This is a genomic window from Bradyrhizobium sp. UFLA05-153 (assembly GCF_054185185.1).
Map to the genome: position 1 here is coordinate 1 of NZ_JBBIAM010000072.1, position 15,057 is coordinate 15,057.

A 15,057-nucleotide genomic window follows, 5' to 3' on the forward strand; every position below is an offset into this window, starting at 1 on the left:
GAAGGCCTGAAGTCCGGCGGACGCGACAATGGTGGCGCGGGTCCGCGCAAGGACTACAGCCCGACCTACTACGCGGCGTTTTTGATCGACCCCGACGGCAACAATGTGGAAGCGGTGTGTACGTGAGGTGGTGACCACAGCACCACACACACTCTGTCATGCCCCGGCTTGACCGGGGCATCCAGTACGCCGCGACTTCTCGATTCAATCACGCCCGTCTCTGGAATACCGGATCGCCCGATCAAGTCGGGCGATGACATCTGAGAGTACGGCATGCGCGTGCCCAAGGCTCGTCATCGCAATGACGGCCTTATGGCTCGTCTTTCCCAATCAAAAGGACACATCCATGGCCTCCATCCACAACGACGTTCCTCTCAACGCTCCCGCACACAAAGTGTGGGACGCAGTGCGCGATTTCGGTGCCCTGCACGAGCGTCTCGTGCCGGGCTTCGTCACGGCGTGCACGCTCGAGGGCGATGCGCGCATCGTCACCTTCTCCAACGGCTCGGTCGCGCGCGAGGTGCTGGTCGACGCCGACGACGCGCGGCAGCGGCTGGTCTATGCGATCAACAACGAGCGGCTGAAGCATTACAGCGCCTCGGTTCAGGTGATCGCCGACGGCGAGGCGACGTGCCGGCTGGTCTGGACCATCGACATGCTGCCGAACGAGCTCGCACCTTACGTGCAGGGTCAGACCAGGGAAGCGGTGCATGCCATGCACAGGGCGTTCCCGGGTTAGCGGTTCCTCTGTGACGACTTTCACAGAGCCCTCCCCGCGCCGGCTCTAATCATGGCGCCATGCGTCCGTTTGGCTCCGCTCTCCCGGCGGCGCCACGCATGCAGGGAGCGAGCAATGAGAGGTGCTGACAAGTTGATCTGCCTGGTAGCCGCCGTGCTGCTGCTGTTTTCCATCACGAGCACGCCGGCCCGCGCGCAGTTCGCAGGTCTCGGTGGCGGCGGGGGCGCCGGCGGTCAGGACATGATGACGCAGATGGCGCCGATGCTGGAGATGATGAAGGCGAAGATGGGCAAGCGACGCTTCGCCATGCTGATGCAGACCATGGGCCCGATGATGAGCCGCATGATGGAGAACGGCGGCGGTTTCGGCGGCATGACGGGCGGAGGCGGCGGTCTTGCCGGTGGCAGTCTCGGCGGCGGCTATGGCGGCTACGCGCCAATGGGCGCCGTGGGCATGGGCGGCGGCGACATCATGGGCATGCTCGGCGGCGCAGGCGGCGGCGACATGATGGCGATGATCCCGCAACTGATGCGGCTTGCGAATGTCGGCGGTAGCGGCCATCGCCGCCACAGGCATCACTAGATCGCGTCGGCGTGGCAACCGTAGCAACAGGACAACCACCCTTCAGGGACCCGAAGGATGATTGCACCGAGCCGGTCGGATGATGCTTCGCCGATGTCAGATCCGGTCGTTGATGAGGACGCCGGAAAGCGACGGGTCGTTTGCATTCGTCGGGTCGCCTGATCGCGTCGCGCTGTAAGTCGAATCCGCGAGCGAGCTTTTCAACGACTGAAGAAATTGTTGAAGCAGGTCCGTCGCCGAATTGCCGCTTGACGAGCTGTTCGTGCCGTCGGCCGAAGAAGATCCGCTTGCATTCGCCGTGTCGCTTGATCCCGTCGTGCTGGAAGAGCTCGAATCCGTGAGCGAGCTCGTCAGCGACTGAAGGAATTGTTGAAGCAGGTCCACCACGGAATTGCCGCTCGACGAACCATCCGTGCCGTTGGCGGGAGGAGGCCCGTCGGGTGGCGGCGGTCCACCTGCTCCACCCGGCCCATGGGAGAACGCGGCCTTGAAGATACCTTGCAGCTCGGTGCCCTGCTGGTCGGTCAGCTTGCCGGCCGAAACTTCCTGCTGGATAAGATCATCGATCTTTGACTTGAAAGCGTCGGTCGATGGTCTGCTACCGCTTGATTGATCGCTCGCGCTGCTCGATTGCAAGGCGGTATCAATGTCGTTGAGGGCGGACGACAGCGCCGACTGATCGGACGAATTGATCGCGCCCGAACTCACTTCCGCTTGCAGCTCATCTTGTAGTCGCTGCAACGGCGATGTGTGGTGGTGGCGGGAGGAGAGCGCCGAAATCGAGGTCATGGTGGCTTTCCGTGCTTTAGCTGGACTCGAGGCGACGTTGTCCTCAAGAGCTTGCGCGGGGCCTTCGGCAGAGAGCAGCTCCAGTTACTCGATATTGCTTGGCGATGGATAGAAACATTTGGAAACAAAATGCGGCAAGCGCCCTAGTCCGCGGCGGCCGAAAGAACCGGCCTGATCGCGGGCTTCGTCTCGCGCGGTCCCCAGCGCGTCAGCACGACGCTGGAACAGGACAGCGTTCCAAGCAAGACCATCGAGCTTGCGGCGAGCCAGAAGTAGCTTTGCGCGGTCGCTTCATGCGTCGACAGCCACCAGCCGATCGTCGCGATGAAGACGAGCCGCGCGGTCTGCGCCAGCACCGGGCCCAGCACCTTGGCCGCGCCCTGAGATGAAAAATACATTGCCGTGGCGAGGCCCATGAAGGCGTAGAACGGCGCGACGGTGGAGAGATATTGATGACTCGTCGCGCGCACGGTCGCGCTGTCGGTGAAGATATTGACCCAGAGATCGGGGAAGATCGCAATCAGGCTCGCCGGCGTGCCCACCGCGAAGAATGCTGCCACGCCGGCCGTCCAGGCAATGCGGCGTGCGCGTGCGATCTTGCCGGCGCCGATCGCCATGCCGACCATCGGCACCGAGGCGATGCCGAACGAGAACGCGATCGAGATCAGCAGAAACTCGAGCCGCGCGCCGACGCCGTAGCCGGCGAGGATCGCGGTGCCGAACTTGGCCAGCATATGGGTGAAGATCGAGATCGTCAGCACTGATTGCAGCGGCGAGAAGCAGGCGATGGCGCCCACTTTCAGGATGTCGAAGAACATCGCCCACTGGATCTTCAGGCCGGCCAGCTTGGGCACGACGCGCGCGCGGCCGGAAAACAAATACCAGCCCATCACGCCGATGTTGATCGTGTAGGCGATCAGCGCGCCGGCGGCGACGCCGCGCATGCCGAATTGCGGGACGGGGCCGAGCCCGAGGCCCAGCGTGCCGCCCAGGATGATCTGGCACACCGCCGAATTGAGCATCAACAGCGAGGGCAGCTTCATGTTGCCGGTGCCGCGCAGCACGCCAGCCAAAGTATTGAGCAGCCAGGGCAGCACCGCGCCGCCGAAGAACACCTGCGTATAGGCGACCGCCTGCGCCAGCACATTGCCGCGGCCGCCGAGCAGCTCGAGCAGACGCGGCCCGAAGATCAGCATGCCCAGCATGAAGACGAGGCCGAAGGCAATGCCGATCAGGAGCGCGTGCGCGGCAAGCGTGCCGGCGCGCTCGCGGTCGCCCGCACCCAGCGCACGCGCAATCGCGGAAGCCACGGCACCGCCCATGGCGCCGCCGGACATCGTCATCATCAGGATCACGCAGGGAAACACCAGCGCCATCGCGGCGAGGGATTCGACGCCCAGGCGGCCGATATAGGAGGTCTCCGCGATCACCACGCAGGTGCCGGCGGAGAGCCCGATCACGTTCGGCCAGGCAAGCCCGAGCAGCGTGCGCAGGATCGGCCCGTCGACCAGCGCGCTCCGCGGCGCAGCAGATCGCACCGGCCGCGACTGCGGCGGCTTGGGACGCTCCTCCTCATCGACCGGAATCTCGGCGACGCCGACGTCGGACATTTCCTCTCCAAATGACTCTCTAAGAAGGTGCTACGACGATTGGATCGCAGCGTCTGTGAGTATGATCACGTTCACCGTCAATTGACCGATTCAACCCATGAACGAACTTGATGAATGGCCAGTGTTAGCACGGCGATGACCGATTCCACCTGCGTCAGGCGCAAGCGTGCCCTGCGGGAGCGCATTTCGGCGCATGGAAGGTGCTTCGCTAACCGATGCTCCAGAGCAGCGGCGGCTTGCCGCCTGCACCCGCTTGCAGCCTGACGCCGATATGACGCCCGCAGCCGGCCGCAAGCCCCTCGAACAGGCCTTCCAGTACCTTCACGATAGCCGGATGATAATCGGCGACATCATCCATCAGCTTCCAGCTTTGCTGACTGATCTCGAAGCCGCCTTCGGACTCCGCAAGATCGGTCGCATCGTCCTGTGCCGCGAGCAGGGCGTTCAGGAAGGATGCAAACTCCTTCGCGCCGCCGCGGCTCTTCCCCAGCGCCGCCGCGACCTCGTCAAAACTCTGCATGCCGATCAGTTTGCCTGTGAGGCGCAGGAGATATCCGGCACCCTCGGGACCGAACAACTGCACCATCACGGGCGCGGCCGTGCGGACATATTCCATCGCGTAGTTGCGATAGGCCTTTTCCAGCCGCGGCTTTGGCCAGCTCGCGACCGGCAGTGCCGGCGCGCTGTCCGCATCGAACAGCGGTGCTTCGAGATGGCGCGCGAATACCAGGCGCTGGTCGACCTCGAGCGGATGATCATATTCGTAGTAGTAACCTTCGAGCCCGTCCTGGCCGTCGACGCTCTGCTTGGTGCAGACGAAGCCGAGCCTGAGATCACCGAGCGCCGCGCCGTTGTTGGCGTGCCAGCCGCGCAGCATCGCGCGCGACACCTCGCCGGGAATGCCGCAGATCGCGGGGCCCTTCCAGATCCAGCGTGGCGGCGGATAGCGGATCCAGGCCTTAGCATCGCTCTCATACATGTATTCGACATGCACGCCGCCGATCCAGTTGGAGAGATAGTGATATTGCGCAGCCGCCACCGCCGGCGGCAAATGACGCAGCCCGAGCTTGTCGAGCCCGGGAAGGAAACGCTCCTGCTGCTGGTGGCGAAACACGCGGAAGACGAATTCGGCAGCATCCGCCGTGCCGCGTCGCGTCACCACGGTGAGGATGAGGCCGGTGAAATAGGCGTGGTAGAGATCGGCGATGGCGCGCCAGCGTTGCCACCGGGCTTCCTGCGCGGAGTCTGCTGCAGCGGCCATGTTCGCTCCCGATCGTTGTTTTGATCGAGTGTGTCACTGCCCCCAGTGACGAGCAAGCTGACGCTCGTGCAGGGCGCCCTGCACGCTTCCTAGCCCAATTCCGGATCACGAAGTTGGCGGCGGCGACGCAGCCTTGGCCGCGCGCTCGCGTTCGACCCTTTCGGTCACATCGCGCGCCATTGCCACCGCCCCCTGCACGGCGCCGCCAGCGTCTCTGACAAGCGCAAACGTCATCTCGATGTAGAGCTTGCGCCCGCTCTTGTGCAGCGCGCGGGTCAGCGTAGGGCGGCCGGCGAGCTTCAGCGCGCCGCTCGACGTCGCAGTCTCAAAGCCCTTCCAATGCGCGGCGCGCAAATGCTCGGGAACGATCAGGTCGAGGTTCTGGCCGAGCGCCTCCTGCGCGGAGAAACCGAACAGCGCGCTCGAGGCGCGATTCCATCGGACGATCGTGCCCACCCGATCCGAATAGATCAGCGCATCCGCGGCGTCTTCGAGAATTCTTGTGTCGAGGTCGGATTGATCTGTCATGTCGTCACCTCGGACGGAATGTAGCCCGGATGGAGCGCAGCGGCCCATTGAAATCATTGGACTTTTCGCAATAAGTCCTAGGGAGGTCCTAAAGCACCGGCCGACAGTAGTCGAGACCAACCGACGTTTGCCGACGCCTGCCGACAAACAAGCGCCATAACGTCAGCGCCCATTTGCGGGCGGGCTGAGAGGGGTTGAGGGGCGCTTCCGGTCAGGAGCGCATGAGGATGCACAGGCCATCGACGCCGAAATGGTACGACGCCCAAGAGCTGCACCGCGAACATCAACGCAAGATGCAGGAGATGCAGGAGCTGATCGAAACGTCAGCCCGGATGCGGAGCCAGCCGGCGAGACGCGAAGCAGCGCGGCTTCTTTCACCAACACAGATCGATGAGGCGCGGGCCTACTACGAGCACAGGCTCGACGAGGACCTGCGCCGCTGGCGTTCGCAACAGGCGGCAGCCAAGCGCATCACGGTGGAATTCTTGAAGCTCCCCGAGAGAAGCTGGCAGACCGTCGAGGACGAGGTCGTCATCCCCGTGCTCGATCGGCGCGGCCTCCGGCGCAAAAAGTAACTTACTTTCATCTACTTTTTCGACGCTTGCCGATCCGCCTCTCGCGGCGCTTCATAACCACACGCCGACAATAACAGATGCTCAACGCGAAGAGAGGTGGACCACCGTGGCCCGCAAGCAACCCCCTGTGCCTGCGCGGAAGCCGCGCGCCAAGAAGACGCAGAAGCGTCTCCGCAAGATCGACATGCCGCCGCTCGCCATGAGCGTCGATCAGTTCTGCGACCTCAACAACATCCACCGCGACCTGTTTTACGCAATGTTGAGGGCGAACAAGGCCCCGCAATGCATGCTGATCGGGAAGCGCCGTCTCATTTCCTTCGAGGCTGCCGAGCAGTGGCGTCGCGATCGTGAGCGCGAGACAGCCGAGGCCGCAGTCGCCTGACAGAGACCCGCCGCGAAGGTGTGCGGGTCACCGGCCCCGCGCGGCGGTCACAACAGGTGACAGCAGAAGGCCCGGCCCTCGGTGAGACGAGGAGCCGGGCCGGAAGGAGCAGAAAGGATTTCAGCTATGCTCCAGTACACCAACGGCCCGACGTTCTCAACCCCGGTGATCATCGACACTCGCGGCATGAGCCGCTGCAAGATGTCGAAACAGCACCGGGTCCGGTTTGCTCTCGAAGCCGACGAGGGCAACGTCTTCCTCAAGCTCAGCAAGCAAATGATCGCGCAGGCGTTCGGCGTCAGCGTCGCGTCGATGAACCGCGCGCGTCGTGGCTCCCGCAAGCCGCCGACCGACGAACAGGTCGATCGCCTCATCGCCAAATTCGGCGTGGACGCGATCTGGGCCGGGCTCGATCGCTTGACCGCACCGCTCGCGCAAGCGGCTGAGTAGATCACACGGGCGTCGCTCGTGAGGGCGGCGCCCTTTTTCACATCAGGAGAACGATCACGGAAGGAAACAGCATGAATAAGCACATCAACGTCAGCGACACCGACCTGAGGCTCTTCGTGGCGACGGCGCGAGAGAAGACCAATCTCGAATTGGGATACGAAATCGGACAGCGCTACGCGCGCATCCACAAACCCGGCTTCAACGATAGCGGCCGTTCTGTTTTTTGCTTCGTGGACCTGACGAACGGCAACGTCCTGAGGCCCGATGGTTGGAAGAGACCAAATCTGAAGGTCAAGAACTCCGTTCGGGGCAACGTCCACGATGAGCACAATGGCTGTGGCTTCATGAGAGCAGGTTGCGATCGAGTATGAGAAAGGAAGCAACTCAAATGACCCGGAACGGCGAGCGAAGGCAACTGCAGGCCTGTCTAAAAGAACTGCAGACCGCCATCAACGAGGTTGCCGTTATCGCCAGCGCGATCGGCAATCCACGACGACGGGACGCCGCCCGCATCGAGACGAAGCTGCTGGCGGTGAAGATGCAGCTCTCTGAGCTGTTGGCAGAACCAGAACAGCCTGTGATCTGACGAGAGAATACCCTCGGCCTTGGTCATCTTGGCCGAGGGCACTCGACTAAAACCCGAGAAAGGAGACGACAAATGCAAATCAAAAAAGCTCTGATCCTCAGCAAGGACCCGAAGACCGACGACGAACTCAAGGCCATCATGGCGACCCATCCAGCGCCGTGGGTGCATGGGTTCTACAAATCGACGCTCCACGACAAATGGTGGGAGGCTTGTCTCCACACCTCCGCGTCCGGCATCGATGCAATCTGGATCGAGGAAGGGTTCACCTTCGATCACGGCGACAAATGGCTCGTCGAGAGCTTCCATGTCCCGGACCTCTTCTGTCGGCCACTATCCGCCGATCCGTTCGGTCCCTACGAGCGGCGCAAGGACCAACTGGAGGAGGCGTGGTGGAGCGCAAACGTCGCACTGATCTTCCACCAAATCCCCGAGAGCTACCACGCCTACGGTGTCTACTACGGCGAGCGAGAGGATGAGTGGGGCGGACCCGACTGTTCCGAGCTGCCCGAGCCAGAACCGGCGTGGCGCGAAAGCCTGCTTGAGTACTTCGACTACGCGCCCGAGGTGAAGGCTGCGCTCGGCATCGCCGAGGCCGAGGTCTCCTGAAAAAAACGACGAAGCCCTCGGCCGAAGGGGGCGCGGCCGAGGGCTCCAAGCAAGGGGCCGACCGGGTCAGGGTCGGGCGTCAGTACACAGCCCGAAACGTAGTCCCGGCCGGCTCCACGTCAAGGTGGAAGGAGCCGGACATGACCGCCGAACAACTCGCCGAAGCTCTGGGTGCCCGTCGATCCGGCCGGCAATGGGTTTGCCGCTGCATCGTCCACGAGGACCGTAACCCGAGCTTGATTATTTTCGAGGGCCACACCGCGCCGCAGGTCCGGTGCCTCAGCGGCTGCGATCCGGCCGACATCATCGCGGTGCTCCGGTCGCGCGGGCTCTGGCATGGCGAGGGTCAACGATCGCCTGTCGATGACGCCAAGCGCGAGAAAGCGCGGCGCGCCCGCAAGGCCCGCGAAGCCGCCGAATTGCGCGAGCAGCGTCGCAAGGCGTCGTGGCTCTGGTCGAATCGCCAGCCCATCGCCGGCACCATTGCCGAGATGTATCTGCGGGAGGCGCGCGGCATCACCTGTCCGCTGCCGCCGACGTTGGGGTTCCTGCCGCCACGCAAGGCCGAACACCGGCCGGCGATGATCGCGGCCTTCGCACTGGCCGACGAGATCGAGCCGGGAGTGCTTGGCCAGCCGCGCAACGTCGAGGCCGTGCACCTCACGCTGTTGAAGCCGGACGGCTCCGGCAAGGCCGAAGTTGAGAAGTCGAAGATCATCGTCGGCTCCGCGAGCTTGCCGATCGTGCTTGCCCCTCCGAACGACCTGCTCGGCCTCGCCATCACCGAGGGCATCGAGGAGGCCCTGAGCGTGCATCAGGCCACCGGTCTCGGTGCATGGGCCGCCGGATCGGCATCGCGGTTGCCGGCGCTCGCCGCCGCCATTCCGACCTACGTCGAGTGCGTCACGGTCATTGTCGATGACGACAAGGCCGGCCGGCATCACGCGAGCACCCTCGCTGCCGCACTTCGTGACCGTCACATCGAGATCGTGCTGGAGGGACTATGAAGAAGAAGCCCGACATCAACGAGACACTGCAGGCCGAAGGCGCTGAAGCCGTCCGCGAGCGGCTCGACGCGGCGCACCGCAAGCCCGTCAGCCTCGACGATTTCCATGCCTTCATGCCGGCGCACAATTACATCTACGCGCCTTCGCGGGAGCCATGGCCGGGATCGAGCGTCAATGCCCGCATCCCGCCGATACAGGTCGGCACCGACGACGAGGGCGAGCCAATCAAGATCAATGCCTCGACATGGCTGGACCAGAACAAGCCCGTGGAGCAGATGACGTGGGCACCGGGTCTGGAGATGATCATCCCTGATCGTCTTGTCTCGGCCGGCGGCTGGATTGAGCGTCGTGGCGTCAGTTGCTTCAATCTGTACCGGCCGCCCCAGATCATACGAGGCAATGCCGCCAAGGCCAGTGTCTGGCTGGACCATGTGCGCAAGGTCTTCGGCGAGGAACAGGCCGCGCACATCATCGCGTGGCTGGCGCACCGTGTGCAGCGACCGCAGGAGAAGATCAACCACGCGCTGGTGCTCGGCGGCGCGCAGGGCGTCGGCAAGGACACGTTGCTGGAGCCGGCCAAGTATGCGGTGGGTCCGTGGAATTTCACCGAGGTGACGCCGATGCATCTGCTCGGACGTTTCAACGGCTTCGTGAAATCTGTGATCCTGCGCATCAGCGAGGCGCGCGATCTCGGCGACGTGAACCGCTTCGCGTTCTACGATCACATGAAGAGCTATTGCGCGTCTCCGCCGGACGTGCTGCGCGTGGACGAGAAGAACTTGCGCGAACATAGCGTGCTGAACTGCTGCGGCGTCATCATCACCACCAACCACAAGGCCGATGGTATCTTCCTGCCCGCCGATGATCGCCGCCACTATGTCGCGTGGTCGGACGCGGAGAAGGAGACGTTCGCCGAAGACTACTGGCCCAAGCTGTGGGGCTGGTACGAGTACGACGGTGGCTATGGCCACGTTGCCGCCTATCTGGCCGCGCTCGACATCTCGACATTCGACGCCAAGGCCCCGCCACCCAAGACGCCAGCATTCTGGGACGTTGTTGATGCCAACCGCGCGCCCGAGAACGCCGAACTTGCCGACGTGCTTGACCAGCTTGGCAATCCGAACGCGCTGACGCTCGCAACGGTGCAGAAGAAGGCGGAAGTGCTCACGGTTGATGGTGTCGATCGAAGCGACTTCAAGGACTGGATCAACGATCGACGACATCGCCGTCAGTTGCCCCATCGCTTTGAACAATGTGGGTACGTTCCGGTGCGCAACGATGCCGCCAAGGACGGCCTCTGGAAGATCAAGGGTGCCCGTCAGGTCGTCTACGCCAAGGCGTCAATGTCGGTCAGTGAGCGGCTTAGCGCCGCGCAACGGCTGACCGGCAACTGCGGGGATCAGGGCCAAATTTAATGGAGGTGGAAAACCACTGATTTCACCTTTTGACTGACTAGGGGAACCAGCGATGCCCGTCAGTGAGTAGCCGAAGTCAGTGATTTTCCACCTCCATTAAATTTTCACCGCGCCGGGACGGTTTCCCGGCAACCGAGCGAAGGGGAGAACCGATGAGCCGTGGACCGGGACGCATCGAGCGCATCGTCGAGCAGGCCTTTCGTGCTGACGCCCGGCGCATTTGGACCGTGCCGGAGCTATGCGGGCTGGTCTGGCCCGGACACGGCTGCAGTTTCGCGCGCAAGCAACGCGTCTCTGTGCTGCGTGCGGCTCACCGCGTCGCCGAGCGTACCGGGTTTCAAAGTTGGACGCCGGGTTTGATAAGGCCGGTCATCGTGTTCGCTGGGCCGCTCGCGTCCAGTTGCGATGTCCGTGAAGCTCTTGTCCGCGAAAACGATGAGCTGGAGCGAAGGATAAGTGTTGCTCTGGGTTTTTCCAAATCCCAGAGCAACACTTAAGGGGGGGCTGATGCTCCGCCGCCCGCCACATCCGCCACGCCCGTCGCCCGGTGACGCCGACGCCGAGCGGCGGCGCAACGCCGATCGTCAGCACAAATATCGGCAGGATCGCCGGGACGGCATCATGACGGTGTTGGTCAGGACTACCAAGTCGATGCGCAGGAAACTTGCCCGCACCGAATGGCTCGACGAGCACGAGCTGCGCGACCGCAAGGCGGTTGCCTGCGCCATCGAGTTGCTGCTCGCCGACGACGAAAATAAACCGTAACGCATAACGGTCATTCGCCGCCGCATCGTGGCATCATCGGCCTCGTTTTGATCGTAGCGAGGTCCGAGCCATGGTCCGCCAAGGAATCCCGTTCCGACCCGATCCGCGCGCCCTACAGGAGCGCGGCATGCAGGGCTTCGTCCGCGACATCGTCGAGCGTGGTCTGGCCCATTTCGACCGTCACACGGTGACGCGCGGTGCCGTGGCTCCGGCTAGTCTGGCGCCGCCGGCATGGGCGGGAGCGCTGGGCCTCACGGGCATGGACTTTCTCGCCGATCTGGTCGGGCTCTCGGCCGGTGCCGATCTCTTGCGGCGCTGCCTGCAGGTCTCGCTCGACAACCGCGCCAAGGCGCTGCTGCCGGCGATTGCGCCGGGCGAGGCCGGTTTTGTCGCCGAGCTTCAGCCGGCTCCCGTCGTTCAACTGCTCACCAGCGCCGGGCCGTCGCTCGTGCCCTTCAAGCTCGCCGAGATCGCGAAGCTCTCACGGGAAATGCTGGAGGCCTCTAATGCCGAGACAATCGTTCGCGCGGCACTGGTCGAGAGCACCGCGCCGGCCATCGATCGCGTGATGTTCTCGGCCAATGCATCCACCGCCGCCGCGCCGGCCGGCATCCTGAGCGGCATCGCGCCGATCGCCGCCTCGGTCAACGCGACGCCGAGCGAGGCCATGGCGGACGATCTGTGCGCGCTGCTGCAGGCCGTCTCGCCCTACGCCGGCAACAGCAACGTCCTGTTTGTCGCGGCCCCGGCACAGGTCTTGCGGCTGTTTTTGCGCGCCGAACGGCTGCCGTATCCGGTGCTGCCGTCGTCGGTCGTCAACCCCGGTGTCGTGATCTGCGCCGTCGTCAATGCGGTCGCGGCGTGGCTCGATGCTCCGGAGGTGATGACGTCGAAGGAGGCGACAACGCAGGACGACACCGCTCCCGGCCCGATCAACAGCGCCGCGCCGAGCCGCTCGGATTTCCAAGCTGATCTCGTTTCCCTGCGATTGCGCTGGCCGCTGAGCTGGGCGGTGCGCGAGAGCCGCGCAATCAGCTACGTCACCGGGACCAAGTGGTGAGATCATGCAGCGGACCATCGACGAATTGATGAACGCTTCCGAGCCGATCGCCGAGCAGCCGGAGCCCGCGCCCGAGCCTGCCGGCGATCCACCAGTCCGCCGCAAATCCCGCGCCGAGATGGCGGATGAACGCTATCGACGCGACGTCGCCGAAGACGAGGCGACGCGCAGCGAGCGGCAGAGGCACGCCGGGCAAGGCCGTGCCGATGTCGCCAGCCTCGAACAGCGCATCGTCGCCAACGTCGATCAGCGCATCGCCAACGTCAAAAGCGACGCCGATCGGCATTGCCGCGCCATCGCCGAGGCAACCGCCGAGCATATCGCTGATCATCGCCGCAGGATCGACGAACTGCGCGCCGAGAACACCGAGCTGAAGCTCGCACAGGCCAAGCTCGAAACGAGGCTCGCCGAGCTGGAGCTGAAGCTGGTCACCGCCGGCAGGACGATCGACCTGCCATCGCTGCGAGCTGTGCAATGATGACGCGCGACGAACAGGTCCGCCGGATCGCGCAGAGCATCAAGATCGAGTCGCACCTGATCGGCCTGCGCCGGCTGGCCGCTGAAACCAGCGCGGCCTATGCCGATCTGGTCACGCACGGCACGCCGGCCAAAGTGGCGGAGCATTACTTTGCCTGCAGCCGGTTGCGGGAGCGGCTCGACGAGGAGCGCAAACCGTCTCGCGACACCACCGGACGGTGAGGAGTTCCGTGTGATGATGCTCTATCGCGCGAACAATCTTCAGTGGGAAGGCAACCGGCTTCGGATGGCCGGCGACGCCGAGCCCAAGGGCACGGTGATCGAGATCATCCCCGGTGCCGCGCCTAAGCCCGGTGAGCGCCGCTTGTACTGTGTCCGGTATCCAGACGGCCCCCTGTCGGAGCCGATGCATCGCGTGCGGGCAAGGCAGACGGCGGAGGCCGCGCTGCTCCATCTCGCGAGGTTGAGCGGACAGACCATCTGGTGAATGTTCTGGGGCCGGGGGGCGGTCCTGCGGATTTGCCGAACGGGAGGAACCGAGCGGCTGCACGCTGCGACGTTAGCGGAATTAATTGCAAAATCCGAAAACCGGGGCGAAAATACCGCCGAACCATGGAAAAACCCTCGAAAATCGCGCCCTTTCCGGCCAAAGCCGTCCCGGAACCCCCACCGGAACTCGGTTCCGTCGGCTCCGCGCTATGGCGCACGGTCATGGCCCGCTACGTCATCGAGGACGCGCACGCTGAGGTTTTGAAGCTCGCCTGTCTGGCCGCTGATCGCGCCGAATCCGCCCGCCTTGAGATCGTGCAAACCGGTCAGATGGTCCCCGGTGCGGCCGGTCAGATGGTGGTCAACCCGTTGATCGCTGCCGAGGGCGCGGCGCAGAAACGCGTTGCGCAATTCCTCACACGACTTGGCCTGTTCGACGAGGCGGCCAAGCGCGACAAACCCGGCCGGCCGCCGAGACAAGGGTACTAAGGGTACTGATCCATGCCACGACCACCCGTCCGGGGCGGCGAGATCACCGACGAGATCATGGTCCTGTTCGATCGCAACATCGAGCTGCTCAAGCAGGGCGCGAACAAGCACGACGCGACCGAGGCGATGCGCGCCGAGCTGCGCGACGTCGAGTACAGGCTCGACACCTTGATGCGCAAGACCTTCGGCGAGCATTGGGCCTTTGCCTGCGGTTCGCCGGCTGATCCCATGCTCGACTGCGAGTGTCCTTACGGCCCCGGCTACCAGATGGCCATCGATTGGCCGCTGATGCAGCGCGACCGCCAGCTCCTGCTGGCCGCGCTCGATCAACGACAATCGCTCACAAGAATCTCAAAGTGAGAAGTTTGAGAAGCCGCGCCAGCCGCAGCAGCAGGTAGGCGGCGCTGTTGCCGCCACCGCACCACGGGACAATTGCGATTTGTGTCGTGGTGTCACGACACAATTCAGGTGCCGCATTTGTCCCACGGTGCCGTGGGACAAATTGCCGTATTTGTCTCGCGGTATCGCGAGACGTTTTTGGTTTCCCGTGGAATCGCGGGAAACGATGCGCGCCGACCTGAAACTCGATTGTACAATCAACTTTTCGCGTCGCCACTTCGCCGCGCTCCTGCGCGGCATCGTATCGACGTGGACGTCTACGTCTACCATCCGCGCGACATCCATCGAAAATTCCACCACCACCTTGCGAGCCGGCCTCGCCCATGCGCTAAATCCGCCCGGCCGCTCCGAACACCCGCCGACCTGCCAGCCGCCTCAGCGGCCTCCGCTGCCGATCTAAACCGCCGTAACGAAAAGGTTGTCGTGGCGACAACCTTTTGCATGAGAGGAGCGCCGACCATGGGGACCTTCGACGTCGTCTGGAATCGCCGGCATCTCGAATGGCGGCACCGACCGGAGAACGCGCCGTGGATCGTCGAATGTATCCTGCTCGAAAGGACATTGCTCGATGGCAAACCGCAGATGCGGATCATCGGTCGGCTCGCTGCGATCGACGAGGACCGCGTCGGCGAGGCCCATGCGCAGGAGGCGTTCTGGTCGCAGGCGCGGCGAAAGCTCGGCAAATTGCGCCGGCTCCAGCCGCGCGACATCGACGACATCGAGGCGCTGCTGGCGAAGCGAGTCCCGAGGCCGGCACCAGCAACAACGGCTCCGACCGTTCACCCGAGCGCGCATCCGATTCGAGGCCCGCACCAGCCCTTACGGCGGGCGCTTCGCGCGCGGTGAAG

At 63.9% G+C, this 15,057-nt stretch carries 23 protein-coding genes and 1 pseudogene; 20 read left to right on the forward strand and 4 right to left on the reverse strand.

Annotated elements, in window-relative coordinates:
* The 3 genes and pseudogenes from Q2941_RS32475 to Q2941_RS32485 all read left to right on the forward strand — a co-directional run.
* A pseudogene (locus Q2941_RS32475) lies at positions 1-126 on the forward strand (VOC family protein); the annotation flags it as partial.
* A gap of 220 nt (positions 127-346) precedes the next feature.
* A complete protein-coding gene (locus Q2941_RS32480) occupies positions 347-739 on the forward strand; it encodes an SRPBCC family protein (RefSeq protein WP_458194961.1) in 393 nt (130 codons plus the stop codon).
* A 114-nt stretch (positions 740-853) separates the two neighbouring features.
* Positions 854-1,321, forward strand: coding sequence for a hypothetical protein (locus Q2941_RS32485; RefSeq protein WP_458194962.1), 468 nt, complete (start codon positions 854-856; stop codon positions 1,319-1,321).
* Between the two features lie 96 nt (positions 1,322-1,417).
* Here the strand turns inward: Q2941_RS32485 and Q2941_RS32490 are convergent, their stop codons facing one another.
* The 4 genes from Q2941_RS32490 to Q2941_RS32505 all read right to left on the reverse strand — a co-directional run bounded on the left by Q2941_RS32490 (position 1,418) and on the right by Q2941_RS32505 (position 5,509).
* Positions 1,418-2,110 (reverse strand): hypothetical protein, encoded by a 693-nt coding sequence (locus Q2941_RS32490; protein ID WP_458194963.1) that lies wholly within the window; start codon positions 2,108-2,110, stop codon positions 1,418-1,420.
* Positions 2,111-2,253: 143 nt separating this feature from the next.
* Positions 2,254-3,720, reverse strand: coding sequence for an MATE family efflux transporter (locus Q2941_RS32495; RefSeq protein ID WP_458194965.1), 1,467 nt, complete (start codon positions 3,718-3,720; stop codon positions 2,254-2,256).
* Between the two features lie 208 nt (positions 3,721-3,928).
* A complete protein-coding gene (locus Q2941_RS32500; protein ID WP_458194967.1) occupies positions 3,929-4,981 on the reverse strand; it encodes a hypothetical protein in 1,053 nt (350 codons plus the stop codon).
* 105 nt (positions 4,982-5,086) lie between these two features.
* On the reverse strand, positions 5,087-5,509 hold the full coding sequence (locus Q2941_RS32505) for a PAS domain S-box protein (protein WP_458194968.1): 423 nt from the start codon (positions 5,507-5,509) through the stop codon (positions 5,087-5,089).
* Between the two features lie 227 nt (positions 5,510-5,736).
* Here Q2941_RS32505 and Q2941_RS32510 point away from each other — a divergent pair, with 227 nt between their 5' ends.
* From Q2941_RS32510 to Q2941_RS32590, 17 genes are all read left to right on the forward strand, one after another.
* Positions 5,737-6,084, forward strand: coding sequence for a hypothetical protein (locus Q2941_RS32510; protein WP_458194969.1), 348 nt, complete (start codon positions 5,737-5,739; stop codon positions 6,082-6,084).
* A gap of 106 nt (positions 6,085-6,190) precedes the next feature.
* Positions 6,191-6,466, forward strand: coding sequence for a MerR family transcriptional regulator (locus Q2941_RS32515; protein WP_458194970.1), 276 nt, complete (start codon positions 6,191-6,193; stop codon positions 6,464-6,466).
* A gap of 126 nt (positions 6,467-6,592) precedes the next feature.
* Positions 6,593-6,916: a hypothetical protein gene (locus Q2941_RS32520; RefSeq protein WP_458194971.1), complete on the forward strand. Its 324-nt coding sequence runs from the start codon at positions 6,593-6,595 to the stop codon at positions 6,914-6,916.
* Positions 6,917-6,987: 71 nt separating this feature from the next.
* Entirely contained in the window at positions 6,988-7,287 is a 300-nt protein-coding gene (locus tag Q2941_RS32525) for a hypothetical protein (RefSeq protein ID WP_458194972.1), read from the forward strand.
* Between the two features lie 17 nt (positions 7,288-7,304).
* A complete protein-coding gene (locus tag Q2941_RS32530; RefSeq protein WP_458194973.1) occupies positions 7,305-7,502 on the forward strand; it encodes a hypothetical protein in 198 nt (65 codons plus the stop codon).
* A gap of 72 nt (positions 7,503-7,574) precedes the next feature.
* The gene (locus Q2941_RS32535) at positions 7,575-8,108 is read left to right on the forward strand and encodes a hypothetical protein (RefSeq protein WP_458194974.1); all 534 of its coding nucleotides are present in this window, start codon (positions 7,575-7,577) and stop codon (positions 8,106-8,108) included.
* A gap of 140 nt (positions 8,109-8,248) precedes the next feature.
* Positions 8,249-9,115 (forward strand): DUF7146 domain-containing protein, encoded by an 867-nt coding sequence (locus Q2941_RS32540; protein WP_458194975.1) that lies wholly within the window; start codon positions 8,249-8,251, stop codon positions 9,113-9,115.
* A complete protein-coding gene (locus Q2941_RS32545; RefSeq protein WP_458194976.1) occupies positions 9,112-10,530 on the forward strand; it encodes a primase-helicase family protein in 1,419 nt (472 codons plus the stop codon). Before Q2941_RS32540 ends, Q2941_RS32545 begins: the two co-directional genes overlap by 4 nt.
* Before the next feature lie 152 nt (positions 10,531-10,682).
* Positions 10,683-11,027, forward strand: coding sequence for a hypothetical protein (locus tag Q2941_RS32550; RefSeq protein ID WP_458194977.1), 345 nt, complete (start codon positions 10,683-10,685; stop codon positions 11,025-11,027).
* A gap of 10 nt (positions 11,028-11,037) precedes the next feature.
* Positions 11,038-11,295: a hypothetical protein gene (locus tag Q2941_RS32555; RefSeq protein WP_458194978.1), complete on the forward strand. Its 258-nt coding sequence runs from the start codon at positions 11,038-11,040 to the stop codon at positions 11,293-11,295.
* A gap of 127 nt (positions 11,296-11,422) precedes the next feature.
* Positions 11,423-12,355: a phage major capsid family protein gene (locus Q2941_RS32560; RefSeq protein WP_458194979.1), complete on the forward strand. Its 933-nt coding sequence runs from the start codon at positions 11,423-11,425 to the stop codon at positions 12,353-12,355.
* A 4-nt stretch (positions 12,356-12,359) separates the two neighbouring features.
* A complete protein-coding gene (locus tag Q2941_RS32565) occupies positions 12,360-12,833 on the forward strand; it encodes a hypothetical protein (RefSeq protein WP_458194980.1) in 474 nt (157 codons plus the stop codon).
* Positions 12,830-13,054: a hypothetical protein gene (locus Q2941_RS32570; RefSeq protein ID WP_458194981.1), complete on the forward strand. Its 225-nt coding sequence runs from the start codon at positions 12,830-12,832 to the stop codon at positions 13,052-13,054. The genes Q2941_RS32565 and Q2941_RS32570 overlap by 4 nt, the downstream gene beginning before the upstream one ends.
* Before the next feature lie 13 nt (positions 13,055-13,067).
* Positions 13,068-13,319 carry a hypothetical protein gene (locus Q2941_RS32575; protein ID WP_458194982.1) on the forward strand — a complete coding sequence of 84 codons (252 nt, stop codon included), beginning with the start codon at positions 13,068-13,070 and terminating at the stop codon, positions 13,317-13,319.
* Positions 13,320-13,444: 125 nt separating this feature from the next.
* A complete protein-coding gene (locus Q2941_RS32580; protein WP_458194983.1) occupies positions 13,445-13,810 on the forward strand; it encodes a P27 family phage terminase small subunit in 366 nt (121 codons plus the stop codon).
* A gap of 12 nt (positions 13,811-13,822) precedes the next feature.
* Positions 13,823-14,170 (forward strand): hypothetical protein, encoded by a 348-nt coding sequence (locus tag Q2941_RS32585; RefSeq protein WP_458194984.1) that lies wholly within the window; start codon positions 13,823-13,825, stop codon positions 14,168-14,170.
* A 498-nt stretch (positions 14,171-14,668) separates the two neighbouring features.
* On the forward strand, positions 14,669-15,055 hold the full coding sequence (locus Q2941_RS32590) for a hypothetical protein (RefSeq protein WP_458194985.1): 387 nt from the start codon (positions 14,669-14,671) through the stop codon (positions 15,053-15,055).
* Positions 15,056-15,057: the final 2 nt, after the last annotated feature.